This window comes from Streptomyces sp. NBC_00009 (assembly GCF_045040855.1).
Taxonomy (GTDB): Bacteria; Actinomycetota; Actinomycetes; order Streptomycetales; family Streptomycetaceae; genus Streptomyces; species Streptomyces aureus.
Genome location: NZ_CP108312.1, coordinates 1835820 through 1862162, shown reverse-complemented (window position 1 = coordinate 1862162; position 26343 = coordinate 1835820). Strand labels below are relative to the sequence as shown.

The window sequence follows — 26343 nt, the reverse complement described above, 5'->3', positions numbered from 1 at the left end:
TTCTCTAGCTCGACGAGCTGTCGTACCAGGGTCAACATCCAACCAGGCCGAAAACGTTCCCGCTCGTGGCTTTTCCTCGAAAAATCTTTCCGAGGGGCTGTCTGCTGCCGGTTGGCGGCGAATGTGCCGTATTGCGTCTCTTACGTGTCTTACGGGTTCGCGCGTTCCGTCAGGGTCGGTCCTCGCCGACTGGCTTGTCGGTTTGTTCATGAGGACGTGCCCGGAGCCTAAATGGTTCATGCGCCGAAGGGAACGTGATGTGTGCTTCACCCCATCGAGGGATCGAACACGCATGCGATGCTGGACTAGTCTGGGCGGAGGCGAGGGTTGCGTTACAACGGCTCTACCAGGCCTCGGTACCCTCTGAGCGGCGACCGAAGCCGACCCCTTACCCAAAAGGGTTCCAACTGAAATTCAGCGAGGAGCGAACTGCGTGACCGCCGAAACGTCCGTGCCGTCCACAGCGCTGCTGACCGGAGCAGGCGGCATCGTGGACAAGGACAGTTCCAACTACACCGCGCGGCACCTGCTCGTCCTTGAGGGGCTCGAGGCCGTACGCAAGCGCCCTGGCATGTACATCGGGTCGACGGACAGCCGTGGCCTGATGCACTGCCTCTGGGAAATCATCGACAACTCCGTCGATGAGGCCCTCGGCGGCTATTGCGACTTCATCGAGGTCATCCTCCACGACGACGCCTCCGTAGAGGTGCGGGACAACGGCCGCGGTATCCCCGTGGACGTCGAGCCCAAGACCGGACTCTCCGGGGTCGAGGTCGTCATGACCAAGCTGCACGCCGGCGGCAAGTTCGGCGGAGGGTCCTACGCGGCCTCCGGCGGCCTGCACGGCGTGGGTGCCTCCGTGGTGAACGCGCTCTCCGCGCGGCTCGACGTCGAGGTCGACCGCGGCGGGAACACGCACGCCATCAGCTTCCGCCGCGGCGTCCCCGGAGCCTTCGCCAAGCCGGGGCCCGACGCGACCTTCGACTCCTCCGCGCGGCTCAGCAAGGTCAAGCGGGTCCCGAAGAACCGCACCGGCACGCGCGTGCGCTACTGGGCCGACCGCCAGATCTTCCTCAAGGACGCCAAGCTGTCCCTGGAGAACCTGCACCAGCGCGCCCGCCAGACCGCGTTCCTCGTGCCCGGCCTGACCATCGTCGTGCGCGACGAGTACGGGCTCGGTGACGGCGGCAGTAAGGGCGAGGAATCCTTCCGCTTCGACGGCGGCATCAGCGAGTTCTGCGAGTACCTCGCCGCCGACAAGCCGGTCTGCGACGTCATCCGCTTCTCCGGGCAGGGCACCTTCAAGGAGACCGTCCCCGTCCTCGACGACCACGGTCAGATGACGCCGACCGAGGTCACCCGCGAGCTCGGCGTGGACATCGCGCTGCGCTGGGGCACCGGCTACGACACGACACTGAGGTCGTTCGTCAACATCATCGCCACCCCCAAGGGCGGCACCCACGTGAGCGGCTTCGAGCGCTCGCTCACCAAGACGATGAACGAGGTACTGCGCGCCCAGAAGCTGCTGCGCGTCGCCGAGGACGACGTCGTCAAGGACGACGCCCTCGAAGGCCTGACGGCCGTCGTCACGGTGCGTCTCGCCGAGCCGCAGTTCGAGGGCCAGACCAAGGAGGTGCTCGGCACCTCGGCGGCCAACAGGATCGTCGCGAACGTCGTGGCCAAGGAGCTCAAGGCGTTCCTGACTTCCACCAAGCGCGACGCGAAGGCCCAGGCCCGCGCCGTCATGGAGAAGGCCGTCGCCGCGGCCCGTACGCGGATCGCGGCCCGCCAGCACAAGGACGCGCAGCGCAGGAAGACGGCCCTCGAGTCGTCGTCGCTGCCGGCCAAGCTCGCCGACTGCCGCAGCGACGACGTGGAGCGCAGCGAGCTCTTCATCGTCGAGGGGGACTCCGCGCTCGGCACTGCCAAGCTGGCCCGGAACTCCGAGTTCCAGGCGCTGCTGCCGATCCGCGGCAAGATCCTCAACGTTCAGAAGTCGTCCGTGTCGGACATGCTGAAGAACGCCGAGTGCGGCGCGATCATCCAGGTCATAGGAGCCGGGTCGGGGCGGACCTTCGACATCGACGCCGCGCGCTACGGGAAGATCATCCTGCTCGTCGACGCCGACGTCGACGGCGCACACATCCGTACCCTGCTCCTGACCCTCTTCCAGCGCTACATGCGGCCGATGATCGAGGCGGGCCGCGTGTTCGCCGCGGTGCCGCCGCTGCACCGCATCGAGCTCGTCCAGCCGAAGAAGGGCCAGGACAAGTACGTCTACACGTACTCGGACCGCGAGCTGCGCGAGACGCTCCTCGAGTACCAGCGCAAGGGCGTGCGCTACAAGGACTCGATCCAGCGTTACAAGGGTCTCGGAGAGATGGACGCCGACCAGCTGGCCGAGACCACGATGGACCCGCGCCACCGCACGCTGCGCCGGATCAACATCGGCGAGCTGGAGGCCGCGGAGCAGGTCTTCGATCTGCTCATGGGCACGGACGTGGCGCCGCGCAAGGAGTTCATCAGCAGCTCGGCCGCGACGCTCGACCGCTCGCGCATCGACGCCTAGGGCCGACCCGGACGCCGGCTCCACCCGTGGGTGGAGCCGGCTGATCCACCCACGATCCACCCCAGCTCCGATCCCGTGAACTGGCCTTTTCCGTAACTTCGAAGACGTTGCTCGACGTCGCCGCTCGGCGTCGTCCGGCGAAGTTCTCGAAACTCTCGAAATCCTCGAAGTCACGGAAAGCCGGAGGCCGCCATGTCCGGGCTCACCAATGTGCTGGTGATCATCGCCGTCGTCGTGCTGGTGGTCGTCCGTCAGTTCAAGGCACAGCAGATCACCATGGACAAGCGCTGGTGGGTCGTGCCCGCCGTGCTCGTCTTCATGGCCCTGCGCAAGCCGGACCTCCTCGACCCCCACCACCAGGCACTCTCGGCCTCGCTCATGGGCGTCGAGCTGCTCGTCGGTCTCGCGATCGGCGCCGGCTGGGCCTGGACCGCCCGTCTGTGGACCGCGCAGGACGGCACGGTGTGGAGCAAGAGCACCAAGGCCAGCGGCGCCGTCTGGATCGTGGGTGTGGCCATACGGGCCGGTCTCTACGCCGTCGGCGCGGTCTTCGGCATCAAGCAGGGCAGCGCCGCCCTCATGCTCGCCCTGGCCGCCACGCTGCTCGTTCGCTCCGGAGTCCTCATCTGGCGTGCGCAGTCCCTGCAGACTGCACCCCAGGGGGCCGGGGCGTACGGTGACGGCGTGCCCGTGCCGTCGTGGAAGGACCGTGTGTGACGCCCGGAGCCTGGACCAGCTGGCCCTCGCGGGAGGCGCTCTCCCGCGAAGGGCTCACACGGGCACGGCGGGTCCTGGCACGCGTCGTGCGAGCGGTCGCGCTCACGGCTCTTGTGTGGACCGCCGCGGCGGAGCGTGGCGTGCACGGCTGGGCCGTCGCCCTGGCGCCGGTTGCGCTCATCGCCTGCGGCGCCGCGGCCTGGGGGTTCTTCCGGACCACGCTGGAACACCTGTTGTGGCCCTCCGTGGGACTGCTCGCCCTCCTGCTGGGCGCGGCATTCGCGGCGGAGCAGGCCGGGTTCAGAGGGCCGGCGCTCGTCCTCTGGTGCGGCTGTGCCGTCACCGCCCTTGAGCGGCTGCCCCTGGTCGCGGCCATTCCTCTCACGGCCGGCGCGCTCACCGGGTTCGCGGTCCTGAACAACGACGCATGGTTCACCACGGCGGTCACCACCATCGGGCTCTGCCTTGCGGGATACGTCCTGCGCCTCGACGCGGAGGCGAGAGGAAGTGCCCAGCGGCTGCTCCGCCAGGAGCGGGCCGCGAGGGCCGCGGAGGCGGAATCCGCCGCACTGGCCGAGCGGGCCCGGATCGCGCGGGAGATCCATGACGTGCTGGCGCACAGCCTCTCCGCCCAGCTCGTCCACCTCGAAGCGGCCCGCCTGCTCATCGAGCGGGGCGCGGATCTCGACCAGATCCACGAACGGGTCGTCGCCGCCCGGGGCATGGCACGTGACGGGCTCACCGAGACGCGCCAGGCACTCTCGGCGCTGCGCGGTGAGATGACCCCGCTGGAGGACTTCCTGCGCGAGCTCGTCGCCACGGACGGTGCGACGGTCTCGGTGGAGGGTGTGCGGCGCCCGCTGTCCGTAGAGGCGTCACAGACCGTACGCAGGGTCGCCCAGGAGGCCCTGACGAACGTCCGCAAGCATGCACCCGGTGCGAAGGCCCAGGTGAGACTGGAGTACGGCGCCGCCGAAGTGACCCTCGAGGTAAGGGATTCGGGCTCGGCCGCGCCGCCGGGAGAGCTCACTGTCAGTGGCTCCGGCTACGGTCTGTTGGGGATGAGGGAGCGTGCGGAGTTGCTCGGCGGCACGCTCGTGGCAGGGCCGTGCGAGGAGGGTTTCGCAGTGAAGCTGAAGGTACCGGCATGAGCGGGACGGACCCGGGGGCGAACGGGGCGGATCGCGCGGCGGACGCGGCAGGTTCGCAGACAGGCGCGGCAGACGCGCCGACAGGTTCGCAGACAGGCGCCGCGGACTCGGCTGGTTCGCAGAGGGGTGGTGCGGCGCGCAGGGACGCCAGAGTGGTGGTCGCCGATGACCAGACGGTCGTGCGCGAGGGCATCGTGATGCTGCTCGGGCTGTTGCCGGGCATCGAGGTCGTCGGAGCGGCCGGTGACGGGGACGAGGCCGTCGCACTGGTCGCCCGACTCGCCCCGGACGTCGTCCTCATGGACCTGCGCATGCCGCGCTGTGACGGGGTGGAGGCGACGCGGCGTATCCGCTCGGAGTACCCCGGGACCCAGGTCGTCATCCTGACCACCTACGCGGACGACGAGTCGCTGTTCCCCGCGCTCAAGGCCGGAGCCCGCGGCTATCTCACCAAGGACGCGGGCGGCGACGAGATCGTGCGGGCCGTCGAGGATGTGCTCTCCGGTGACGCGGGCCTTTCCCCGAAGATCCAGCGCCGTCTCCTGGAACGTCTTTCGGAGCCCGCACCGGCCCCCGCGCCCGTGGATCCGCCCGATGGGATCACCGCGCGAGAGGCCGAAGTTCTGGGGCTCATCGCCGAGGGTCTCACCAATCAGGAGATCGCCCGCGCCCTGCATGTCTCCACCGCGACGGTGAAGACGCACATCAACAATCTCTTCGCCAAGACCGGCCTCAAGGACCGGGCGCAAGCGGTGCTGTATGCCTATCGGCACGGCCTTGTTCAGCCACCGGGGTCGGCCATCACCTAATGGGGTGAAGGGGGATGTGAGAAGAGTCCGGGATCTTCCCGTTCTGCCCATCCTTGGGCTCGCGGCCTAAGTGGCCCGCGGACAAGGAGAGTTCGGTGGAGAAGCACGACGGGCGCGAGGTGGCGCAGACCCGGGCCGGTGATCGCGGTGTTCTCGGCGATCCCTGGTACGACGCGCTGGCCTCCGGGTGGGGCGAGTTGGACGGCACGGGGGCCCCGGCCCCGGCCGTGCCTCCCCAGGCCGCGCCCCCGGAGCGGAGTGCGGCCGCGATCTATCTGGAGGTGCAGCGCAGCGCCGCCTTCCAGGAAGTGCGCAGCCGCTACCGGAGGTTCGTCATTCCGGCCGCCGCGGCCTTCTTCGCCTGGTATCTCGCGTACATCCTGGCGGCGACGACGGCCCCCGGTCTGATGGGCAGGCCCGTCGCGGGCGCGGTGAACGTGGCGATGCTGGCGGGGCTCGGGCAGTTCCTGAGCACCTTCTTTCTGACGTGGCTGTACTCGCGCCACGCGCGGCTGCGAAGGGACCGCGCGGCGCTCGAACTGCGCTGGGACACCCAGGAGATGACCCGAGTGATCGAGGGTGGCCAGCGGTGACCGGGAACCATCAGACGCTGGCGCTGCTGCTGTTCAGCGTGTTCGTCGCCGTCACGCTGGCGATCACCACCTGGGTGAGCCGCAACAGGCACGGCTCGGCGGAGGAGTTCTACGCGGGCGGCCGGCTCTTCTCGCCCATGGAGAACGGTTTCGCCATCGCGGGCGACTACATGTCGGCCGCCTCCTTCCTCGGCATCTCGGGACTGATCGCGCTCTTCGGCTACGACGGCCTGCTCTACTCGGTCGGATTCCTCGTCGCCTGGCTCGTCGTGCTGCTGCTGGTCGCCGAACTCGTACGCAACTGCGGGCGGTTCACGCTCGCCGACGTCATCGCCGCCAGGATGCGGGAGCGTCCCGTACGGATCGCGGCGGGAACTTCCTCGGTGACGGTGTCCGTTCTCTATCTGGTGGCGCAGATGGTGGGTGCGGGCAGCCTGGTCGCGCTGCTGCTCGGCAGCACCGGCGGAGCCGTACAGGCATGGACCGTCGTCGGTGTCGGCGGGCTCATGGTCATCTATGTGTCGCTGGGAGGGATGCGGGCCACCACCTGGATCCAGATCGTCAAGGCGGTCCTGCTCATGGGCGGGGCGATCACCCTGACCGTGCTCGTCCTGGTGCGTTTCCACGGGGACTTCGACCAACTGCTGCGTACGGCGGCGCAGCGCAGCGGGCACGGAGCCGCGTTCCTCGCGCCCGGACTGAAGTACGGCGGCGACTGGACCGCGCGGCTCGACTTCATCAGCCTGGGGCTTGCGCTTGTGCTCGGCACTGCCGGGCTGCCGCACATCCTGTCGCGCTTCTACACAGTTCCGACGGCACGGGCCGCGCGCCGCTCGGTCATCTGGTCCATCGGACTCATCGGCAGCTTCTACCTGATGACCATCGTGCTCGGCTTCGGTGCGGCGGCGATCGTGGGCTCCGACGCCGTGCGTGGTTCGAACGCGGCGGGGAACACGGCGGTTCCGCTGCTCGCGCTCGACCTGGGCGGCGGTCCGGACTCCACAGGCGGAACGGTTCTGTTCGCGGTGGTCGCGGCGGTCGCCTTCGCCACGATCCTCGCCGTCGTCGCCGGGATCACGCTCGCCTCCTCGGCGTCCGTGGCCCACGACCTGTACGCGTCCTTGCGCCGCCCCCATGCCAAGCCGCGCAGCGAGGTCGCCGTGGCCCGCGTCGCCGCCGCCGGAATCGGCGTGGTCGCGATCGCTCTGGGGCTGCTCGCCCGCGACCTCAATGTGGCGTTCCTCGTGGGCCTCGCCTTCGCCGTGGCGGCCTCCGCGAACCTGCCCGTACTGCTCTACTCCCTGTTCTGGCGGAACTTCACCACGCGCGGCGCCGTGTGGTCCGTCTACGGGGGGCTCGTGCCCGCCCTCATCCTGGTGGTCCTGTCACCGGTCGTGTCCGGCAGCGAGACCTCGCTGTTCCCCGGCGTGGACTTCCAGTTCTTCCCGCTGGAGAACCCCGGCCTCGTCTCCATCCCCCTCGGTTTCCTGGCGGGCTGGCTCGGCACGGTCACCTCGCCCGAGCCACCGGACGAGGCCAAGCACGCGGAGACGGAGGTGCGTGCACTGACCGGGGCCGGAGCCGTCTGAGGACCGCGCCGCACATGTGGGGCCCGTGCCTCGCGCGGCTGCTGTGGCCCGAGCCGTCGCGCGGCTGACCCGGAGCGCTCAGGTCACCTCGATCACCTCGGTCACCTCAGGGCGCCACCCACACATAACGGTGCTCCGGACGCCCGGTGTCCCCGTACTTGAGCGAGAGGCGGAGCCGGCCCGACTGTTCCATGTGCCGCAGATACCGCTGCGCCGTGGAGCGGCTCAGGCCGGTCTCCGCCGCCACCTCGTGGGCGGACAGCGGATGGTCTGCGCGGTGCAGCACGCCGCAGATCAGATCCGTGGTCGGCTCCGACTGCCCGCTCGGCAGGCCGGGCGACGCGGGCATGGGCAGCGCCCGTAGCGCACCGAAGATCCGGTCGACCTGCTCCTGGCCCGCAGCGCCGCGGCCGCTGACCCGGTCCACGGTGCGGCGCAGCGCCGCGTACGAGTCGAGCCGCGAGCGCAGCGCGGCGAACGTGAACGGTTTGACCAGGTAGTGCAGTGCGCCCTGGCGCATCGCCGCCTGCACCGTCAGGACGTCGCTCGCCGCCGTGATCATGATGACGTCGGTGTTGTGGCCGTTCTCCCGCATCCGGTGGGCGAGTTCGAGGCCTGTCATGTCGGGCAGGTAGTGGTCGAGCAGCACGAGGTCGATGCGCTGGCGCTCCACGAAGGCCAGTGCCTGCGCGGCGTTGTGGGCGCGGGCCACCACTCGGAAGCCGGGAACCTTTCCCACGTACTTCGCGTTGATCTCGGCGACACGGAAGTCGTCGTCCACGACCAGGACGTCAATCATCGGGCCTCTCTCCCTCAAGCCCAGGCGAGCTGTTAAGCCCGTGTTTCGGCTCAGCTGTTGTAGCGCGAGCAAAACGAGCACAACAGTCTCTTGCAAGCAGAAGTCCGCCTTGCGCCCAGAAGACTGATGCGGTGTCCCAGGTCACATCTACCTTCCGGCCATGAGCACAGACACCGGCCCCGCCATCGAACTGCGGGGCGCGAGCAAAACCTTCAGGACGCCTTCGGGCGGCCTGCACACCGCGGTCAGGGAGCTCGATCTGACCGTCGCACGTGGCGAGTTCGTGGCCGTCGTCGGCCCCACCGGTTGCGGCAAGTCGACCACCCTCACCCTCGTCAGCGGCCTGGAGGAACCCACCGACGGCGAGGTCCTGGTGGCCGGCGAACCCGTCGAGGGTGTCGGCGACAAGGTCGGATTCGTGTTCCAGCAGGACGCGACGTTCCCCTGGCGAACGGTGCTGTCCAACGTCATGGCGGGCCCGCGCTTCCGCGGCGTACCGAAGGCCGAGGCGAAGGCCAAGGCCCGCGAATGGCTGGCCCGCGTCGGCCTCGCGTCCTTCGAGGACCGCTACCCGCACCAGCTCTCCGGAGGCCAGCGCAAGCGCGTCGCGCTCGCCGCCACGTTCGTCAACGACCCCGAGATCCTGCTCATGGACGAGCCGTTCTCGGCGCTCGACGTGCAGACCAGGGCCCTGATGTCCGACGAGCTCCTGGAGCTGTGGGAGGGCACGGGCGCCTCGGTCGTCTTCGTCACCCACGACCTGGAGGAGTCGATCGCGCTGGCCGACAAGGTCGTCGTCATGACCGCGGGCCCGGCCACCGTGAAGCAGGTCTTCGACATCGGCCTGCCGCGCCCCCGCAAGGTCGAATCGGTGCGCCTGCTGCCCGAGTTCATCGACATCTACCGCGAGATCTGGGAGTCCCTCGGCGAAGAGGTCCGCATCACGCGCGAGAGAGGTGCCGCCGATGTCGCCTGACACCGTCACCGCCGCGCCCGCCACCGATACCGCCAAGCCGGGACGCGCCGTCACCAAGGCCCGCGCCGCCCGCCGGCGCAAGGTGCTGATCGGCGGCGCCAGGGTCCTTCTCCTCGTCGCCGTCCTCGGCCTCTGGGAGGTGCTCGCGCGCGCCGCGATCATCGACCCGTTCAACTTCTCGATGCCGTCGAAGATCTGGGACCAGATCTGGACGTGGACCACCCACGGCACGGCGCTCGGCTCGCTGGGCGAACAGGTCTGGTACACGCTCTACGAAGCGCTCGTCGGCTGGATCATCGGCGTGATCGCCGGTGTCGTCTTCGGTATCGCGCTCGGGCGCATCACCTTCCTCGCCGACGTGCTCGGCCCGTACATCAAGGTCCTCAACTCCATCCCGAGGATCGTGCTCGCCCCGATCTTCGTGATCTGGTTCGGCCTCGGCCCGGCCTCCAAGGTCGCCTCCGCCGTCGTCCTGGTGTTCTTCCCGGTGTTCTTCAACGCCTTCCAGGGAGCCCGCGAGGTCGACCGGAACCTGGTCGCCAACGCGCGCATCCTCGGCGCCAGCGACCGCCGCGTGACGCTTCAGGTCGTCATCCCGTCCGCCACGTCATGGATCTTCACCAGCCTCCATGTGAGCTTCGGCTTCGCGCTGATCGGCGCCATTGTCGGCGAGTACATCGGCGCGACCAAGGGCGTCGGCCTGCTCGTCGCGCAGTCGCAGGGCACGTTCAACGCGGCGGGTGTGTACGCGGCGATGGTCATCCTCGCCGTCGTGGCCCTGCTGGCCGAGGGGCTGCTCACCTTCGCCGAGCGCCGCATCTTCCGCTGGAAGCCGACGGATTCGGACAGCTGACGGCCGCCCCCTCGGCGCGTGCCACCAGCGCTTCCCCGCACCGCTCTCCTCACCCGCTTCAGCCTCTTCACAAGGACGTGAACCACCATGCGTAAGACCGCGCGGCTCTGTGCCCTCGCAGCGACCGGCCTGCTCGCCCTCTCCTCGCTCACGGCGTGCGCCAACGACGCCGCCAGTACGAGTACCGGCTCCGGCAAGAAGGCGGACGGCAAGGGCGAGCACGTCAAGATCATGGTCGGCGGCCTGGACAAGGTCATCTACATGCCGGCGATGCTCACGGACCGGCTCGGCTACTTCAAGGATGAGGGTTTGAATGTCCAACTCCTGAGCGAGCCCGCGGGTGTCCAGGCCGAGACGGCGCTCGTCTCCGGCCAGGTCCAGGGGGCCGTCGGCTTCTACGACCACACGCTCGACCTGCAGGTCAAGGGCAAGGCCGTGGAGTCCGTGGTGCAGTTCTCGCGGGCCCCTGGAGAGGTGGAGATCGTCTCCAACAAGGCGTCCGGGGACATCTCCTCGCCCAAGGACTTCAAGGGCAAGAAGCTCGGCATCACGGGCCTCGGCTCCTCGACGGACTTCCTCACGAAGTACCTGGCGGTCAAGAACGGCGTCCAGTCGAGCCAGTTCTCGCCGGTGGCCGTCGGCGCGGGCCCGACGTTCGTCTCCGCGCTCCAGAAGGGCGCCATCGACGGCGGCATGACGACGGACCCCACCGTCGCCACGATCCTGGACAAGAAGCTCGGCAAGGTCCTCGTCGACATGCGGACCCCGGAGGGCTCCCAGGAGGCGCTCGGCGGCCCGTACCCGTCGTCGAGTCTCTACATGCAGACGGACTGGGTCAACAGCCACAAGCCGACGGTCCAGAAGCTGGCCAACGCCTTCGTGAAGACGCTCAAGTGGATGTCCACGCACAGCGCCGACGAGATCGCGGCCAAGATGCCGGCCGACTACTCCCAGGGCGACAAGAAGCTGTACGCCGAGGCGATCAAGGCCACACTGCCAATGTTCACGACGGACGGCGTGATGCCCAAGAACGGCCCCGAGACTGTTGAGAGTGTGCTCAAGGCGTTCAACCCGAACATCAAGAACGCCAAGGTCGACCTGAGCAAGACGTACACCACCGAGTTCGTGGACAAGGCCGCCGGCTGACCACGTCAACTCCTCGTACGTCGCTCAGGTGCGGGTCGCCCAGACATAGCGGTGTTCCGGGCGGCCCGCGTCGCCGTACTTGAGGGTCAGGCCGGCCCGGCCGGTGCGTTCCAGGAGCTTCAGATAGCGCTGGGCCGTCTGCCGGCTCAGCCCCGTACGGTCCGCGACCTCCTGCGCCGAGAGCGGGCCTTCCGCGTCCACCAGAGCCCTGCGTACGAGCTCCGCCGTGCTGAGGGAGTGTCCCTTCGGGAGGTCCGGCTCCGTGTCTGCGGAGAGGGCGCCGAAGATCCGGTCGACCTGGGCCTGCTCGGCCTCGCCGCCGCCGTCCAGCGTGCGGCGCAGCCCCGCGTACGCCTCCAGCTTGGCGCGCAGCCCCGCGAACGCGAACGGCTTGACCAGGTACTGCAGCGCCCCGAGCCGCATGGCGGCCTGCACCGTGGACACGTCACGCGCCGCCGTCACCATGATCACGTCGGTCTGGTGGCCGCGGCGCCGGATCTCCTGAACGGTCGCCAGGCCCGTCTCGTCCGGCAGGTAGTGGTCCATGAGGATCAGGTCGATCTGCGGCCGGGCCTCCACCTCACGCAGGGCCTCGGCCGAGCTGTGCGCCTCGGCCACCACGCGGAAGCCCGCCACCTTCTGCACGTAGGCCGCGTTCACGCGCGCGACGCGGATGTCGTCGTCCACGACCAGCACTTCGATCATCGCGGGTCCTCCTTCGTGGGGGTGGGGATGGCATCGGCGGCGGTGTGGGCCGTGGTGGTCATGGGTGCCTCGATGGCCTCCTGCGCGAGGCCCGGATCCGTGAGCGCCTCGGGCAGGACGACGGTGAACTCTGCGCCTCCGCCGTCCGGTTCCCCCACGTGGACGCTGCCGCCCTGCCGTTCCGCGAGCCGGCGCACGAGGGGCAGGCCGATACCGCGCTTCCCGTGGGAGGGCAGCTTCTTGGTGGACCACCCCTCCGTGAAGATCAACTCCCGTCGGGCGGCGGGGATGCCGGGCCCCGTGTCGCGTACCCGCAACACCACCGTGCGGTCGTCGGCCGCCCGTACATCGACCTCCACGCGCGCGTGGGGGGTGCCCGCGACCGCGTCCACCGCGTTGTCGACCAGATTCCCGACGATCGTGACGAGCCCCCGTGGGTCGATCAACCGGTCGGGGAGGAGCGTCCTGTCGGAGATCCACAACGCGACTCCGCGCTCCGCCGCCACCGTCGCCTTGCCGACCAGGAGAGCCGCGAGCAGCGGATCGTGCACCTTCTCGGTCACCTGTTCCGCGGTCGCCCTGTGGTCGCCCACCACCTCGCCGACGAACTCGACGGCGTCGTCGAACATCTCCAGTTCGAGCAGGCCGAGCAGCGTGTGCATGCGGTTGGCGTGCTCGTGGTCCTGAGCGCGCAGGGCGTCGATCAGGCCGCGCGTCGAGTCGAGCTCGCGCCCCAGCTGCTCCAGTTCGGTGCGGTCCCGGAGGGTGGCGACGGCGCCGCCGTCGTCCGTGGGCATGCGGTTGGCGATCAGGACGCGCTGGCCGCGGACCGTCACCAGATCCGTGCCCGTGGCCCGGCCCGCCAGCACGTCGGTCGTACGGCCCGGGCCCAACGCGTCGTCGAGCGACTGCCCGATCACCTCGTCGCCGATGCCCAGGAGCCGGTGCGCCTCGTCGTTGAGCAGCCGGATCCGGCCGCTCCGGTCCAGCGCGACGACGCCTTCCCGAATGCCGTGCAACATGGCCTCGCGCTCCGAGAGCAGCCCCGAAATATCGGAGAAAGCCAGGTCACGGGTCTGCCGTTGGACCCGGCGTGAGATCAGGTAGGCGGCCAGCGCACCGACGGCGAGGGCGCCGCCCGCGTAGGCGAACAGGCCCGGAATGGCGTGGATGAGCCGCGCCCTGACGCTGTCGTACTCGATGCCCACGGATACGGCCCCGACGATGTCGCCCCGCGCGTCGCGCAGGGGCACCTTCCCGCGCGCCGAGCGTCCCAGAGTGCCGCTGTCGATCTCCATGACCTCGTGGCCCGCGAGCGCCTCGCTGGGGTCCGTGGAGACGATCCTGCCGACCTCGCCCGGATCGGTGTGGGACCAGCGGACGCCTTCCTTGTTCATGATCACTACGTACTCGGCGCCACTGGCCCGGCGGATCCGCTCGGCCTCCCGCTGGACGGGACCGTCGACCGTGGGACGTGAATGCCGCAGGTCCTCGGCGATGCTCGGCTGGGCCGCGGTGGTCTGCGCGATCGCCAGCGCGCGGCGCATCGCCTGGTCGTCGAGCTGATCGCTGAGCGGCGCGAGGAAGAGCCCCGTCGCGAGCACGGCCACCCCGGCGGCGATCGCCACCTGCATCAGCAGCACCTGCGCGAAGACGCGCCGCGGCAGGCCGAAGCGCAGCCGGCGTGTGGGGGGAGTGGGGCTCATACGAAGAACGGTAAGGGGGCGAGCGGGGTACTCCGTAGCGGATGTGGCGGGTATCTCGCGTGCTGGGATGCACCTCGTAAGGGGTGGAGGGGTGCCGTGTGTACGCCGGTGTGGGGCGCGAGCCCGTCGGCTCAGCCGCTCGCGCTGAGGGGACCTGTGACGGCGGGCGCGATCTCGTCCACCGCGAGAACGTCCATGCGCGCCGGAGTACCCAGTGCGGCACCGCAGCTCTCGGGGCGGGGCGGCAGCGAAGCGCTCTGCGCGACCGTGACGTGCCAGCGGCGGCCGTCAGTGTGGGTGACGGTGACCTCCCAGAGGGCCCCGTGCCCCGGCGCCGCGGCCTCCGTGCCGACGACAGTCAGCACTCCGGCGTCATCGATCCCGGCCGACGTGCGCACGGCGAGCTCGGCGGCCTGGCCGGGCCGCTCCCACGCGGAGTTCCCGCGGCACCCGTCGGTGGCGATCCGGCCGGCCCGTACCGCGTCGAGGGTGTTCTTGACGTGGGCGGCGTCGGCACGGCCGTACGCGTAGCCGTAGGGCAGTACGAGCAGCGTGGGGGAGAAGCGGTGGCCGCCGAGGTGGGTGACCTCCCAGATGCCGTCCTGTGCGGACGCGGCGAGGTCGGCGGCGAGCGGCCGGCCCAGGAGGGCGCAGCAGCGGTCGCGCTTGCCGTTGGTGCAGACGAGCGCGAGCGGTGCGCCCTTGTGCGGCGTGCCGAAGCCGCGGTGATCACCCGCTCCGAGGGCGGCGAAGTCGAGTGCGAGCAAGTCCTGTGGGGACTCGGTCATGGTGCCGCGCAGCCATGTGTTTCCCGGGATGGTGTGGGCCACATACACATGGCGCCGGGTGGTGGTGTGGAAGTCCGCGTGCCGGCCCGGGCGCCTGATGAGGGCGACGCGTACGCCGGTCCCCTCCGCGGCCGCCTCCAGGGCACTGCCGAGCTCCGGGTCCAGATGGCTGGACGTCAGCGCCTTCACGCCCCAGGGGCCCGGCTGCTCGATCAGCAGCCAGGTACTCGCGGTGGCGGCGGTCCCCGCGAGAGGCTCGTTCAGATCCTGCGAGGCGGTCGTACACGTACTCACGTAGGGGAGCCTAACCTCACTCGGCCGGCGGTGGGGCGTCGGGCGCCGGCAACGGCTGAGGCGGGCGCAGCCCCACGTAGTGTCCGCTCGGCCGCATCCGCAGCGGGCGCTCGCCGTACTCCTCCAGGGCGTGCGCGATCCAGCCCGCCGTCCGGGCCACCGCGAAGACGGTCTCGCCGGCCTCGGCGGGCATGCCGCACGAGACGGTGAAGGCCGCGAGGGCGAGGTCCACGTTCGCGTGCAGGTCGGTGTGGCGGGCGGTCGTCGCCACGACGTCGCGGGCCGCGGCGAGCGCCGGGTGGACGTGCGGGATCTCTTCCAGGAGGGCGAACAGGGCCTGGGCGCGTGGGTCCTCGCCCTTGTACAGGCGGTGGCCGAGGCCCGGGACGCGGCGCCCGGCACGCAGTTCGTCCGCCACCACAGGGGCCGCGCTGCCGCGGTCGAGGACTTCGAGGAGCATGCGGTGCGCGAGACCGCTGGCGGCGCCGTGGAGCGGTCCCTCCAGGACGCCGAGGCCCGCGGAAACCGCCGCGTACGCGTGCGCGCGCGCCGACGCGGCGACCCGGACGGCGAGCGTCGACGCGGCGAGATCGTGGTCGACGAGAAGCCCAAGTGCCGTGTCCAGGACGTGCAGTGACGGATCGTCTGGTTCGCGTCCGGAGAGGCGGCCCCACAGGCGCTGGGCGAGCGGTCCACCGTCGCGATGCGTGTGTCGTACGGGTGGCAGGGCGGCCACCAGCGTCGGGATGAGGGTGCGGGCCGTGCCGAGTACGGCCTCTTCGGAGAGGTCGAAGCGCAGCGGGTCGGCGACGGCGGCGGCGACCGCGGCGACCCGCAGACGGTCGACAGGGCCGCTGTGTTCCGGCAGGGCCCCCACGGCGCGCCGGGCCGCGGCGAGGGACTGCCGGGGAGCGGTGAACCGGACCCCCGGCCGCAGCACCCCGGTCCACAGCCACTCGGCGACCTCTTCGTAGGAGTGGCGCGCGGCGAGCTCGGCGGCGTCGACCCCGCGGAAGTAGTAGCGGTCCTTGTCGATCAACGTGATGCGGGTGCGTACGGAGAGCTCGCCCGGGCCCGAACCGGCCGCGGGCTCCCGCTTGTTGCGCTGCGCGAGCCCCTCCACCTCGGCCGCGTCGAACGTGCTGCCGCGCGAGCCCGGCGCCGCCCGGCGGCTGCTGAGCTGACCGCGGCTCACGTACGCGTACACGGTCTCGGGCTTCACACCCAGCAGTTCGGCCGTCTCCCTGGTGCTGAGCCGCCGGGCTTCCCGCGCGGGTGCGGGTTCGTGATCCGTCATGCGCGCCACCGTATATCCGCATCGCTTGTATTGATTCAATCAATATTGACAGGCATTGAGTCAAGCATGGACAGTCGAATCAAGTCCAGGGAGGAAACATGCCGATCAACGGGACCACGGCCACCCCTGTCGACGTACCGCGGGGACTCGCGGGCGTCGTCGTCACCGACACCGAATTGGGTGACGTCAGAGGGCGTGAGGGCTTCTACCACTACCGCCAGTACTCGGCCGTCGAGCTCGCGCAGACCCGCGGCTTCGAGGACGTATGGCACCTGATGATCCACGGCGAGCTGCCTGACGCCGCGCAGTCCGCGGCCTTCGCCGCGCGTACGGCCGCCCTGCGCCGACTGCCCGACGACGTGCGGGCCGCGCTGCCCGTGATCGCCCGCGCCGGAGCGCTCTCCGGCCCGCTCGCCGGGCTGCGCAGCGCCCTGTCGCTCTTCGGCGCCTCACAGGGCTTCCGCCCCGTGTACGACATCGACGACGAGCGGCGGCGCGACGACACCCTGGCCGCCGCGGCGGTCGTGCCGACGCTGCTCACGGCGCTGCATCGGCTCGGTGACGGCCTCGAACCGGTCGAACCGCGCGACGACCTGTCGTACGCCGCGAACTACCTCTACATGCTCACGGGTTCGGAGCCGGAACCCGCTCACGCCCGTGCCATCGAGCAGTACCTGATCTCAACCATTGATCACGGGTTCAATGCGTCAACGTTCACGGCGAGGGTCATCACGTCGACCGGTGCCGATGTCGCGGCCTGTCTGGTCGGCGCCGTGGGAGCGCTCTCCGGGCCTCTGCACGGCGGCGCCCCGAGCCGCGCGCTCGACACCCTCGACGCGATCGGCACGCCGGACCGGATCGACGGATGGATCCGCGAGCGGGTCCTCGCGGGCGACCGGATCATGGGCTTCGGCCACCCCGTCTACCGCACGGAGGACCCTCGTTCGCGGATGCTGCGGGGCATCGCCGAGGGGTTCGGCGGGCCGACGGTGGAGTTCGCTGTCGAGGTCGAGCGCCACGTGGAGTCGATCCTCGCGGAGCTGAAGCCGGGCCGGGAACTTCACACGAACGTGGAGTTCTACGCGGGCGTGGTCATGGAGCTGTGCGGGTTGCCGCGCGCGATGTTCACCCCGACGTTCGCCGCTGCGCGGGTGGTGGGGTGGAGCGCCAACATCCTTGAGCAGGCACGGGATTCGAAGATCATTCGCCCGGCGGCCCGGTATGTGGGCCCGGCGGCTCCGGCGCCGGTACCGGTCGTGTCCTGAATGCGCCGGAGCCCGGCCCTTCGTGGGGGCCGGGCTCCGGGAAGCGGCGGGCTAGGCGTCCGGGATATCGGCCTTCGCGCGCACGAGCGTTTCGCGGCTGACGATCACGATGCGCTCGTAGTCGGCCAGTGAGGCGTCGTCCGGGAGCTCTTTGTCGAGCTCCGCGGTGGCCTCTGTGCCGATGACGGCGAAGTTGCCGTCACTCAGCTCGAATACGTCAGGGCAGTTCGCGCCCGAGGTACTGCCACGGGCGTGCGGGGGCACACCGATGCGGCGCACGATCTTCAAGGGGTACCGATCCTTAGAGGAGGCTTACTTCCGGCAGGATGCCGACAGGCTAATGCGCCCCTTGGGACTCATGCGTAACGACGCCGCGGAATTCCTCAGAGGACTCGCTCGTGTGAGTGATGTCAGCCTATTGACGGCAGGGGAGTCAGGACGTCGGCGGATCGCCGACCACCCACCACTCCTCGGTGTCCGCTTCCTCGAGCTCCTCGAGGAGACGGTCGCCGAGGCGGCCGAGCCGAGCTTCGTCGGAGGAGTAGATCAGGGTCGCCCGGTTAGGCCCACTGGCCCGCCAGTACTCGCGGAAGACCGGACTCTGGAACAGTTCGCGAAGACGGCCGTACAGCTCTTTCTGGTCGATGATGCCCGCCTGGTCCAAGTGGAAGAGGTTGACGTACCAGGCATTCGCGAAGAAGAACTGACGCACCTTCGCCGGTGGGATCTCGGGGTCGTACGTGTTGATCACAGCTGCGAGCGAGGGGTCGTCGATCGCCTTGAGTGACAGTTCCCAGTGCACGCGCTGCTGACGTGCCCGAGCGCTGCGCTGTTGCGACAACTCTTCCTGCTCCAGCTCCTCGATGCGCAGACGCGCCTCCTCGAGGCGACGCCGCTGCGCGGCGAGTGCGAGTGCGGCTCCCATGAGAGCCGCCCCGGCAATGACGGCGGACCCGATCCCCCGTACCCCAAAACTCTGTGTGGCCATGTCAACCCCCGGTTCAGGCGACCGTCCGCCGGTCGTCGGGTGCGGGGCGACGGGAAAGGACCGGCGAGCGGTGGGCGGCGCGCTTGCCGCCCCCCGGGGTGCCGAGCGGCGCTGGTCGGCGGGGAGGCGGAGAGGAGGCACACGGAGGGAAGCAGGGGTCGCTCGTCCGGGCGCCATGCCTGTCGTGTGCCCAGCCCGCGACGCTAACAATCGTTCACTTCGCGGTGTTTCTACGCGCTCGTATCCTGGGGCGGCATTCATTCGTCGTAAGAACGCCGGTATGCGCGTCCGTGGACGCGTCGGTGTGAGAGAGGTCGCGCGTTGAGTCAGCCGAGGCAGGAGCTTCCGCAGCAGATCCCCGTCGTCGTCCTCGCCGGGTTCCTGGGCTCCGGCAAGACCACCCTGCTGAACCATCTGCTGCACCACGGCGGCGGCACGCGGATCGGCGCGATCGTCAATGACTTCGGCTCCATCGAGATCGACGCCATGGCCGTCGCCGGGCAGCTCGGCGACTCCACCGTCTCCCTCGGCAACGGGTGCCTGTGCTGCGCCGTCGACGCGAGCGAGCTCGACGAGTACCTGGACCGGCTCACCCGGCCGTCGGCCCGCAACGGCATCGATGTGATCGTGATCGAGGCGAGCGGGCTCGCCGAGCCGCAGGAGCTCGTGCGCATGGTGCTTGCCAGCGAGAATCCGGGGATCGTGTACGGCGGTCTGGTCGAGGTTGTCGACGCCGTCGAGTTCGACCGGACGCGGGAGCAACACCCCGAGCTCGACCGGCATCTGGCCATCGCCGACCTCGTGGTGGTCAACAAGGCCGACCGGGTCCCGGAGAGGGAGCACCAGCGCGTCCTGGAGCGTGTGCGCGGGCTGGCCGGAGGCGCAGCAGTCGTTCCCGCGACGTACGCGCGCGTGGACCCCGAGTTCCTCTTCGACTGCCGGCCGACGCGCGAGCGGATCGGCCAGTTGTCGTTCGATGACCTCCACCGGTACGACGGCGACGGTGCGGGCGGAGACGAGTACGACGAGCATGACGAGCACGACGGCCATCTGCACTCCGCATACGAGAGTGTCTCCGTCGAGTCCGAAGTGCCGCTCGATCCACGCCGGTTGATGGCGTTCCTCGACAGCAGGCCCGAGGGGCTCTACCGCATCAAGGGGTACGTCGACTTCGGCGCGGCCGACACGCGTAACAAGTACACCGTGCACGCCGTCGGCCGGTTCCTGCGGTTCTCGCCGGAGCCCTGGGCGCCCGGGGAGCCGCGCGTCAGTCGGCTCGTCCTCATCGGGGCCGGGATCGACGCCCCGCGGCTGAGCAAGGAACTGACCGCCTGCGCCCAGGACGCCCCGCACACCTATGCCGACGAGCACAGCATGTGGGGCGTCCTGAGATACGTACAGGAACCGCAGGACGCGGACTAGACCGGCGCCGACTAGACCGGCCCCGCCACCACCGAGACCGTCTTCGCGAGGGAGACGCCCGAGCCGTCGCGGCGCGGGTCGACCTCGGGCAGCTCGGCCGGGGTGCCGTTCTTCTGCGCCGCGCGGGCCGGTGTCGGGCCCGCCCAGCCCAGGCTCAGGCAGTCCTCGCCCTTCAGGAAGCGCTGGCAGCGCACACCGCCAGTGGCCCGACCCTTGCGCGGGTACTGGTCGAACGGGGTGAGCTTCGCCGTCGTCTGGACGGAGTCGTCGAGCGTGCCGCGCGACCCCGCCACCGTGAAGACGATCGCGTCCACAGCCGGATCGACGGCGGTGAACGAGATCACCTTGGCGCCGTCGGCCAGCTTGATGCCCGCCATACCGCCCGCGGCCCGGCCCTGCGGACGTACCTGCGAGGCCTGGTAGCGGAGCAACTGCGCGTCGTCCGTGATGAAGACCAGGTCCTCCTCGCCGGTGCGCAGCTCCACTGCGCCGACGATGCGGTCACCGTCCTTGAGGCCGATGACCTCCAACTCGTCCTTGTTCGTCGGGTAGTCGGGCACGACGCGCTTGACCACGCCCTGCTCGGTACCGATCGCCAGGCCGGGGGACGACTCGTCGAGGGTGGTCAGACAGACCACCTTCTCGTCCGCCTCCAGCGACGACAGGAACTCCGTGACGGGCGCGCCTCCGGAGAGGTTCGGCGCCGAGGCCGTCTCCGGGAGCTGCGGCAGGTCGATGACATTGAGCCGCAACAGGCGCCCCGTGGACGTGATCGCGCCGATCTCGCCGCGCGCCGTAGCCGGGACCGCGGAGACGATCACGTCGTGCTTGGTGCGCCGGGCGTCCTCGTCGTCCCCGAACGGGTCGGCGGTCGCTGTCCGCGCCAGCAGGCCCGTGGACGACAGGAGCACGCGGCACGGGTCGTCGGCGACCTGGAGCGACACCGCGGCGACCGCCGTGCCCGCCGACTCCAGGAGCACGGTGCGGCGCTCGGTGCCGAACTTCTTCGCCACCGACGCCAGTTCGCCCGAGACGAGCTTGCGCAGCTCGGCGTCGGAGTCGAGGATCCCGGTCAGCTCGTCGATCTCGCCGTTGAGCCGGTCGCGCTCCGTCTCCAGCTCGATGCGGTCGAACCTGGTGAGGCGGCGCAGCGGCGTGTCCAGGATGTATTGCGTCTGGATCTCGCTCAGCGAGAAGCGCTCCATCAGGCGCTCCTTCGCCTGCGCGGAGTTGTCGCTGGAGCGGATGAGGCGGATGACCTCGTCGATGTCCACCAGCGCGACGAGGAGGCCCTCGACCAGATGCAGCCGGTCCCGCTTCTTCGTACGGCGGAACTCGCTGCGGCGGCGTACGACCTCGAAGCGGTGGTCGAGATAGACCTCCAGGAGCTCCTTGAGGCCGAGCGTCAGGGGCTGGCCGTCGACCAGCGCCACGTTGTTGATGCCGAAGGACTCCTCCATCGGCGTCAGCTTGTAGAGCTGCTCCAGGACGGCCTCCGGCACGAAGCCGTTCTTGATCTCGATGACCAGGCGCAGGCCGTGCTGGCGGTCGGTGAGGTCCTTGACGTCCGCGATGCCCTGGAGCTTCTTCGAGCCGACCAGGTCCTTGATCTTCGCGATGACCTTCTCGGGGCCCACCGCGAAGGGCAGTTCGGTGACGACGAGGCCCTTGCGGCGCGCCGTCACGTCCTCCACGGAGACCGTGGCGCGGATCTTGAAGGTGCCGCGGCCCGACTCGTAGGCGTCCTTGATGCCGGACAGGCCGACGATCCGGCCGCCGGTCGGCAGGTCGGGGCCCGGGACGAACTTCATGAGCGTCTCGAGGTCGGCGCCCGGGTGCCTGATCAGGTGGCGGGCGGCGGCGATCACCTCGCCGAGATTGTGCGGCGGCATGTTCGTCGCCATGCCGACGGCGATGCCGGACGCGCCGTTGACCAGGAGGTTCGGGTAAGCGGCCGGCAGGACGGCGGGCTCCTGCTCCTGGCCGTCGTAGTTCGCCCCGAAGTCGACCGTGTTCTCGTCGATCGACTCCGTCATCAGCGACGTCGCGGGGGCCATCCGGCACTCGGTGTACCGCATGGCGGCCGGCGGGTCGTCGTTCCCCAGGGAGCCGAAGTTCCCGTGGCCGTCGACCAGGGGGAGGCGCATCGAGAAGGGCTGGGCGAGCCGCACCAGGGCGTCGTAGATCGACGCGTCTCCGTGCGGGTGCAACTTACCCATGACCTCGCCGACGACGCGGGCGCACTTCACATAGCCGCGGTCGGGGCGCAGGCCCATCTCGTTCATCTGGTAGACGATGCGCCGGTGCACGGGCTTCATGCCGTCACGGGCGTCCGGCAGGGCCCGGGAGTAGATCACCGAGTAGGCGTACTCGAGGAAGGAGCCCTGCATTTCGTCGACAACGTCAATGTCGAGGATCCGCTCCTCGAAGTCGTCGGGAGGCGGGGTCTTCGTGCTGCGGCGGGCCATCGCTGCTGCGGCTCCTTCACAGATGCTGCCGGGGCATGTACGAGAATCTGACGCGCACCATTGTGGACCGCCCCACTGACAACGCTGACCGCGACCCGTCCGTACGGCGTTCGGTGCTCGCTCTCGGCGTACCCAGTGCGGGAACTTCGCCAGGCGTCAGAACGCTTGCATACAGTGGCAGAACTGGCAGCACATCTGCAGTTTCCGCGATAGTTCCGCGATCGAAGGGACGTACATGCCCATGGGTCACACGGCCACCGCCGAGGCCGGCTCCGGCGGCCTGACAGCGACCGAGCACCGCCTCGACAACGGGCTGCGGGTGGTGCTCTCCGAGGACCACCTGACCCCGGTCGCAGCCGTCTGCCTCTGGTACGACGTCGGCTCGCGCCACGAGGTCAAGGGCCGCACGGGCCTGGCTCACCTCTTCGAGCACCTGATGTTCCAGGGCTCGAAGCAGGTCCACGGGAACGGGCACTTCGAGCTGGTGCAGGGCGCCGGCGGCTCGCTGAACGGGACGACGAGTTTCGAGCGCACCAACTACTTCGAGACCATGCCGACCCACCAGCTGGAGCTCGCGCTCTGGCTGGAGGCCGACCGGATGGGCTCCCTCCTCGCCGCGCTCGACGAGGAGTCGATGGAGAACCAGCGCGACGTCGTCAAGAACGAGCGCCGCCAGCGCTACGACAACGTTCCGTACGGGACCGCGTTCGAGAAGCTGACCGCCCTCGTGTACCCGGAGGGCCACCCGTACCACCACACGCCCATCGGCTCCATGGCCGACCTGGACGCGGCCACCCTGGAGGACGCGCGGAACTTCTTCCGTACGTACTACGCGCCGAACAACGCGGTCCTCTCGGTCGTCGGGGACATCGACCCCGAGCAGACGTTGGCCTGGGTCGAGAAGTACTTCGGCTCCATCCCGCGCCACGAGGGCAAGCAGCCCCCGCGCGACGGCTCCCTGCCCGACCGGATCGGTGAGGGCGTGCGTGAGGTCGTCGAGGAGGAGGTCCCGGCCCGCGCGCTGATGGCCGCCTACCGGCTGCCGCAGGACGGCTCGCGCGCGTGCGACGCGGCCGACCTGGCCCTGACGGTCCTCGGCGGCGGCGAGTCGTCCCGGATCTACAACCGTCTCGTCCGCCGCGACCAGACCGCCGTCGCCGCCGGGTTCGGCCTCCTGAGGCTCGCGGGGGCGCCCTCCGTGGGGTGGCTGGACGTGAAGACGTCCGGCGACGTCGAGGTCCCGGTGATCGAGGAGGCCGTCGACGAGGAGCTCGCACGGTTCGCCGCCGACGGTCCCACTCCGGAGGAAATGGAGCGCGCCCAGGCCCAGTTGGAGCGCGAGTGGCTCGACCGGCTCGGCACGGTCGCGGGCCGCGCCGACGAACTGTGCAGGTTCGCCGTCCTGTTCGGCGACCCGCAGCTCGCCCTGACCGCCGTCCAGCGCGTCCTCGACATCACCGCCGAGGAGGTCCAGGAGGTGGCCAAGGCCCATCTGCGCCCCGACAACCGCGCGGTGCTCGTCTACGAGCCCACGGCCCCCGAAGAGGCCGACGAGACCGCCGACGAGATCGCCGGCGGGGCGACGGACGAGACCGCCGCAGCGACCACGGACGAGACCGCAGTCGGGACCGCAGACGAGGAGGCCGGCAAGTGACCGAGCTCGCGACCATGGACTTCCACCCGCAGCCCCAGGCCGGCACGGCGCGGCCGTGGGCGTTCCCCGCGCCCGAGCGCGGCACCCTCGACAACGGCCTCACAGTGCTGCGCTGCCACCGTCCGGGCCAGCAGGTCGTCGCCATCGAGATCAACCTCGAAGCGCCCCTGGAGGCCGAGCCCGCCGGGCTCGACGGCGTCGCCACCATCATGGCGAGGGCCTTCTCCGAAGGCACCGACAAGCTCGCCGCCGAGGAGTTCGCCGCCGAGCTGGAGCGCTGCGGCGCCACCCTCGACGCGCACGCCGACCACCCCGGCGTACGGGTCTCCCTGGAGGTCCCCGTCTCCCGCCTGCCGAAGGCGCTCGGCCTGCTCGCCGACGCCCTCAGGGCACCCGCGTTCGCGGACAGCGAGATCGAACGTCTCGTGCGCAACCGACTCGACGAGATCCCGCACGAGACGGCGAACCCCGGCCGCCGCGCCGCCAAGGAGCTCTCGAAGCAGCTCTTCCCGGCCACCGCGCGCATGTCCCGCCCGCGCCAGGGCTCCGAAGAGACCGTCGCGGCCATCGACGCGGCGGCCGTACGCACCTTCTACGACCGGCACGTGCGCCCCGCCACGGCCACCGCGGTCGTCGTGGGCGACCTCGCGGGCATCGACCTCGACGCGCTGCTCGCGGACACGCTGGGCGCCTGGACGGGGAACACGGCCGAGCCGCGCCCCGTACCGCCCGTGACGGCCGACGACACCGGCCGGGTCGTCATCGTCGACCGGCCGGGCGCGGTGCAGACGCAGATCCTGATCGGCCGCGTCGGCGCCGACAAGCACGACCGGGTGTGGCCGGCGCAGGTGCTCGGCACGTACTGCCTGGGCGGCACCCTCACGTCCCGCCTGGACCGCGTCCTGCGCGAGGAGAAGGGATACACCTACGGCGTGCGGGCGTTCGGCCAGGTGCTGCGCTCGGCGCCGGACGGGACGGGCGTCGCGATGCTCGCCATCAGTGGCTCCGTGGACACGCCGAACACGGGTCCGGCGCTCGACGACCTCTGGAAGGTGCTGCGCACGCTCGCCGCGGAGGGCCTCACCGACGCCGAACGGGACGTGGCCGTACAGAACTTGGTGGGCGTCGCCCCGCTCAAGTTCGAGACCGCCGCGGCCGTCGCGGGGACGCTCGCCGACCAGGTCGAGCAGCACCTGCCGGACGACTTCCAGGCGGAGTTGTACCGGCGGCTCGCCGCGACGGGCACCGTGGAGGCCACCGCGGCCGTCGTGAGCGCCTTCCCGATGGACCGTCTGGTGACGGTGCTCGTCGGTGACGCCGCGCAGATCGAGGAGCCCGTCAGGGCGCTCGGCATCGGAGAGGTGACCGTCGTCACGGGCTGACCGTGACCGGTGTGCAACGAGGGGCCCCGGTGGGCGAGATGACCACCGGGGCCCTTGTATGTCCGAATTGAACCAGTGGTTGCCTGTCTGCCCTGTGGCATGCGCTACAAAAGCCCGGTTCCGTTTGTTGATTGAAAGATGCCCCGCTTAGCGTCGGTCCGGCTGTCCGCCAGATGTACGCCGCGCCCGCGGCACCGGACAGTCATCGCCGAGTCCCCCAAGGCGCGAGCCGGGGGAGCCGGGGACCCACCGTCCCTGGGGTGAATCGGGCACCCTTCCCTGAAGGGGGTCCGTAGGAGACCTTCCTGCTCCGAACCCGTCAGCTAACCCGGTAGGCGAGAAGGAAGGAAAGGATCAGCCACTCCATGGCGTTCACCCGTGCCACCGGGAAGCACCGTCGCCCGAGCCGTGTCACGCGTACCACCGCGCAGGTCGCCGGCGTCGCCGCGCTCACCACGACCGGTGTCATCGGAGGCCTCGCTGCCCCCGCCCTCGCCGCTGACGACGCGTCTCTTGAGCAGACCGGCCTGACCAAGGCCATCTCCATCGGTGACTCCCTCGCGGAGCAGATCGACGCGCAGGCCGCCGCCCAGCAGCAGGCCGCCGACGAGGCCGCCGCGAAGGAGAAGGCCGAGGCCGCGGCCAAGAAGAAGGCCGAGGAGGACCGGCGCAAGGCCGCTGCCAAGGCCAAGGCCGAGCGCGAGGCCAAGGAGCGGGCCGCCCGTGCGGCCGAGCGCAAGCGCCTGAACGCCTTCGTCATGCCCGTCACCGGCTCGTACGTGTCGACCGCGTACAAGGCCAGCAGCGGCCTGTGGTCCTCCGGCAGCCACACCGGCATCGACTTCCACGCCGCCAGCGGCACCTCGGTCCACGCCGTGGGCGCGGGCACGGTCGTGGAGGCCGGCTGGAGCGGCGCCTACGGCAACAACATCGTCATCAAGATGAACGACGGTACGTACACGCAGTACGGCCACCTGTCGTCCATCGGCGTCTCCGTCGGCCAGGCGGTCATCCCGGGCCAGCAGATAGGCCTCTCCGGGGCGACCGGCAACGTCACGGGCCCGCACCTCCACTTCGAGGCGCGCACGAGCCCCGAGTACGGCTCGGACATCGACCCCGTCGCGTACCTGCGCTCGCACGGCGTCAACGTCTGACCTTCGCCGCGTACTCGC

22 protein-coding genes and 1 riboswitch are annotated in these 26343 nt (G+C 70.0%); of the genes, 14 read left to right on the top strand and 8 right to left on the bottom strand.

From position 1 onward, the window contains the following. Positions 1 to 433 precede the first annotated feature (433 nt). The 6 genes from OHA58_RS08300 (at position 434) to OHA58_RS08275 (ending at position 7428) form a co-directional block, all read left to right on the top strand. Complete coding sequence (locus OHA58_RS08300) at positions 434 to 2569, top strand: type IIA DNA topoisomerase subunit B (protein ID WP_405477871.1); 2136 nt, start codon at positions 434 to 436, stop codon at positions 2567 to 2569. Between the two features lie 192 nt (positions 2570 to 2761). Beyond that, on the top strand, positions 2762 to 3286 hold the full coding sequence (locus OHA58_RS08295) for a DUF1453 domain-containing protein (protein WP_405477869.1): 525 nt from the start codon (positions 2762 to 2764) through the stop codon (positions 3284 to 3286). Continuing rightward, positions 3283 to 4437 carry a sensor histidine kinase gene (locus OHA58_RS08290; RefSeq protein ID WP_405477867.1) on the top strand — a complete coding sequence of 385 codons (1155 nt, stop codon included), beginning with the start codon at positions 3283 to 3285 and terminating at the stop codon, positions 4435 to 4437. Before OHA58_RS08295 ends, OHA58_RS08290 begins: the two co-directional genes overlap by 4 nt. Positions 4438 to 4589: 152 nt before the next feature. After that, the gene (locus tag OHA58_RS08285; protein WP_405477865.1) at positions 4590 to 5246 is read left to right on the top strand and encodes a response regulator; all 657 of its coding nucleotides are present in this window, start codon (positions 4590 to 4592) and stop codon (positions 5244 to 5246) included. Between the two features lie 95 nt (positions 5247 to 5341). After that, on the top strand, positions 5342 to 5839 hold the full coding sequence (locus OHA58_RS08280; RefSeq protein ID WP_405477863.1) for a DUF485 domain-containing protein: 498 nt from the start codon (positions 5342 to 5344) through the stop codon (positions 5837 to 5839). Further along, positions 5836 to 7428, top strand: coding sequence for a cation acetate symporter (locus OHA58_RS08275; RefSeq protein ID WP_405477861.1), 1593 nt, complete (start codon positions 5836 to 5838; stop codon positions 7426 to 7428). Before OHA58_RS08280 ends, OHA58_RS08275 begins: the two co-directional genes overlap by 4 nt. Before the next feature lie 106 nt (positions 7429 to 7534). Here the strand turns inward: OHA58_RS08275 and OHA58_RS08270 are convergent, their stop codons facing one another. Next, positions 7535 to 8227 (bottom strand): response regulator, encoded by a 693-nt coding sequence (locus OHA58_RS08270; RefSeq protein ID WP_405477859.1) that lies wholly within the window; start codon positions 8225 to 8227, stop codon positions 7535 to 7537. Positions 8228 to 8387: 160 nt separating this feature from the next. On the opposite strand from OHA58_RS08270, the gene OHA58_RS08265 reads away from it, so the two are divergent. The 3 genes from OHA58_RS08265 (at position 8388) to OHA58_RS08255 (ending at position 11202) form a co-directional block, all read left to right on the top strand. Further along, on the top strand, positions 8388 to 9203 hold the full coding sequence (locus tag OHA58_RS08265; protein ID WP_405477857.1) for an ABC transporter ATP-binding protein: 816 nt from the start codon (positions 8388 to 8390) through the stop codon (positions 9201 to 9203). Continuing rightward, on the top strand, positions 9193 to 10056 hold the full coding sequence (locus tag OHA58_RS08260) for an ABC transporter permease (RefSeq protein WP_405477855.1): 864 nt from the start codon (positions 9193 to 9195) through the stop codon (positions 10054 to 10056). Before OHA58_RS08265 ends, OHA58_RS08260 begins: the two co-directional genes overlap by 11 nt. Before the next feature lie 87 nt (positions 10057 to 10143). After that, entirely contained in the window at positions 10144 to 11202 is a 1059-nt protein-coding gene (locus tag OHA58_RS08255) for an ABC transporter substrate-binding protein (RefSeq protein WP_405477853.1), read from the top strand. Between the two features lie 24 nt (positions 11203 to 11226). Here the strand turns inward: OHA58_RS08255 and OHA58_RS08250 are convergent, their stop codons facing one another. From OHA58_RS08250 to OHA58_RS08235, 4 genes are all read right to left on the bottom strand, one after another. Beyond that, positions 11227 to 11907 carry a response regulator gene (locus OHA58_RS08250; protein WP_100591139.1) on the bottom strand — a complete coding sequence of 227 codons (681 nt, stop codon included), beginning with the start codon at positions 11905 to 11907 and terminating at the stop codon, positions 11227 to 11229. Beyond that, positions 11904 to 13613, bottom strand: coding sequence for an ATP-binding protein (locus OHA58_RS08245; RefSeq protein ID WP_405477851.1), 1710 nt, complete (start codon positions 13611 to 13613; stop codon positions 11904 to 11906). The genes OHA58_RS08250 and OHA58_RS08245 overlap by 4 nt, the downstream gene beginning before the upstream one ends. A gap of 131 nt (positions 13614 to 13744) precedes the next feature. Further along, positions 13745 to 14695, bottom strand: a complete 951-nt coding sequence (locus OHA58_RS08240; protein WP_405477849.1) for a sucrase ferredoxin — start codon at positions 14693 to 14695, stop codon at positions 13745 to 13747. A 16-nt stretch (positions 14696 to 14711) separates the two neighbouring features. Next, positions 14712 to 15992 carry a citrate synthase gene (locus OHA58_RS08235; RefSeq protein WP_405477847.1) on the bottom strand — a complete coding sequence of 427 codons (1281 nt, stop codon included), beginning with the start codon at positions 15990 to 15992 and terminating at the stop codon, positions 14712 to 14714. A gap of 98 nt (positions 15993 to 16090) precedes the next feature. On the opposite strand from OHA58_RS08235, the gene OHA58_RS08230 reads away from it, so the two are divergent. After that, entirely contained in the window at positions 16091 to 17257 is a 1167-nt protein-coding gene (locus OHA58_RS08230; protein WP_405477845.1) for a citrate synthase/methylcitrate synthase, read from the top strand. A gap of 51 nt (positions 17258 to 17308) precedes the next feature. On the opposite strand, the gene OHA58_RS08225 is transcribed toward OHA58_RS08230, so the two are convergent. Together OHA58_RS08225 and OHA58_RS08220 are read right to left on the bottom strand one after the other, a co-directional pair. Next, the gene (locus OHA58_RS08225; RefSeq protein ID WP_116508950.1) at positions 17309 to 17545 is read right to left on the bottom strand and encodes a hypothetical protein; all 237 of its coding nucleotides are present in this window, start codon (positions 17543 to 17545) and stop codon (positions 17309 to 17311) included. A gap of 145 nt (positions 17546 to 17690) precedes the next feature. After that, the gene (locus OHA58_RS08220; protein ID WP_405477842.1) at positions 17691 to 18182 is read right to left on the bottom strand and encodes a DUF6082 family protein; all 492 of its coding nucleotides are present in this window, start codon (positions 18180 to 18182) and stop codon (positions 17691 to 17693) included. 384 nt (positions 18183 to 18566) lie between these two features. Between OHA58_RS08220 and OHA58_RS08215 the strand changes: the two genes are divergently transcribed. Then, a complete protein-coding gene (locus tag OHA58_RS08215) occupies positions 18567 to 19667 on the top strand; it encodes a CobW family GTP-binding protein (protein ID WP_405477840.1) in 1101 nt (366 codons plus the stop codon). Between the two features lie 11 nt (positions 19668 to 19678). Here OHA58_RS08215 and OHA58_RS08210 read toward each other — a convergent pair whose 3' ends face one another. Continuing rightward, the gene (locus tag OHA58_RS08210; protein WP_405477838.1) at positions 19679 to 22135 is read right to left on the bottom strand and encodes a DNA topoisomerase (ATP-hydrolyzing) subunit A; all 2457 of its coding nucleotides are present in this window, start codon (positions 22133 to 22135) and stop codon (positions 19679 to 19681) included. Positions 22136 to 22376: 241 nt separating this feature from the next. Between OHA58_RS08210 and OHA58_RS08205 the strand changes: the two genes are divergently transcribed. From OHA58_RS08205 to OHA58_RS08195, 3 genes are all read left to right on the top strand, one after another. Beyond that, positions 22377 to 23789: a M16 family metallopeptidase gene (locus tag OHA58_RS08205; protein WP_405484859.1), complete on the top strand. Its 1413-nt coding sequence runs from the start codon at positions 22377 to 22379 to the stop codon at positions 23787 to 23789. Next, positions 23786 to 25171, top strand: coding sequence for a M16 family metallopeptidase (locus OHA58_RS08200; RefSeq protein ID WP_405477836.1), 1386 nt, complete (start codon positions 23786 to 23788; stop codon positions 25169 to 25171). Before OHA58_RS08205 ends, OHA58_RS08200 begins: the two co-directional genes overlap by 4 nt. A gap of 196 nt (positions 25172 to 25367) precedes the next feature. Further along, positions 25368 to 25524, top strand: a riboswitch (cyclic di-AMP (ydaO/yuaA leader). Positions 25525 to 25536: 12 nt separating this feature from the next. Then, a complete protein-coding gene (locus tag OHA58_RS08195; protein ID WP_405477834.1) occupies positions 25537 to 26325 on the top strand; it encodes a M23 family metallopeptidase in 789 nt (262 codons plus the stop codon). Positions 26326 to 26343: the final 18 nt, after the last annotated feature.

Excerpts from the sequence above, each read along its gene's own strand:
- OHA58_RS08245 (WP_405477851.1), bottom strand. The coding sequence starts at position 13,613 with ATGAGCCCCACTCCCCCCACACGCCGGCTGCGCTTCGGCCTGCCGCGG.
- OHA58_RS08235 (WP_405477847.1), bottom strand. The coding sequence starts at position 15,992 with ATGACGGATCACGAACCCGCACCCGCGCGGGAAGCCCGGCGGCTCAGC.
- OHA58_RS08195 (WP_405477834.1), top strand. The coding sequence starts at position 25,537 with ATGGCGTTCACCCGTGCCACCGGGAAGCACCGTCGCCCGAGCCGTGTC.
- OHA58_RS08250 (WP_100591139.1), bottom strand. The coding sequence starts at position 11,907 with ATGATCGAAGTGCTGGTCGTGGACGACGACATCCGCGTCGCGCGCGTG.
- OHA58_RS08205 (WP_405484859.1), top strand. The coding sequence starts at position 22,377 with ATGGGTCACACGGCCACCGCCGAGGCCGGCTCCGGCGGCCTGACAGCG.
- OHA58_RS08295 (WP_405477869.1), top strand. The coding sequence starts at position 2,762 with ATGTCCGGGCTCACCAATGTGCTGGTGATCATCGCCGTCGTCGTGCTG.
- OHA58_RS08220 (WP_405477842.1), bottom strand. The coding sequence starts at position 18,182 with ATGGGAGCCGCACTCGCACTCGCCGCGCAGCGGCGTCGCCTCGAGGAG.
- OHA58_RS08255 (WP_405477853.1), top strand. The coding sequence starts at position 10,144 with ATGCGTAAGACCGCGCGGCTCTGTGCCCTCGCAGCGACCGGCCTGCTC.
- OHA58_RS08210 (WP_405477838.1), bottom strand. The coding sequence starts at position 22,135 with ATGGCCCGCCGCAGCACGAAGACCCCGCCTCCCGACGACTTCGAGGAG.
- OHA58_RS08265 (WP_405477857.1), top strand. The coding sequence starts at position 8,388 with ATGAGCACAGACACCGGCCCCGCCATCGAACTGCGGGGCGCGAGCAAA.
- OHA58_RS08260 (WP_405477855.1), top strand. The coding sequence starts at position 9,193 with ATGTCGCCTGACACCGTCACCGCCGCGCCCGCCACCGATACCGCCAAG.
- OHA58_RS08270 (WP_405477859.1), bottom strand. The coding sequence starts at position 8,227 with ATGATTGACGTCCTGGTCGTGGACGACGACTTCCGTGTCGCCGAGATC.
- OHA58_RS08230 (WP_405477845.1), top strand. The coding sequence starts at position 16,091 with ATGCCGATCAACGGGACCACGGCCACCCCTGTCGACGTACCGCGGGGA.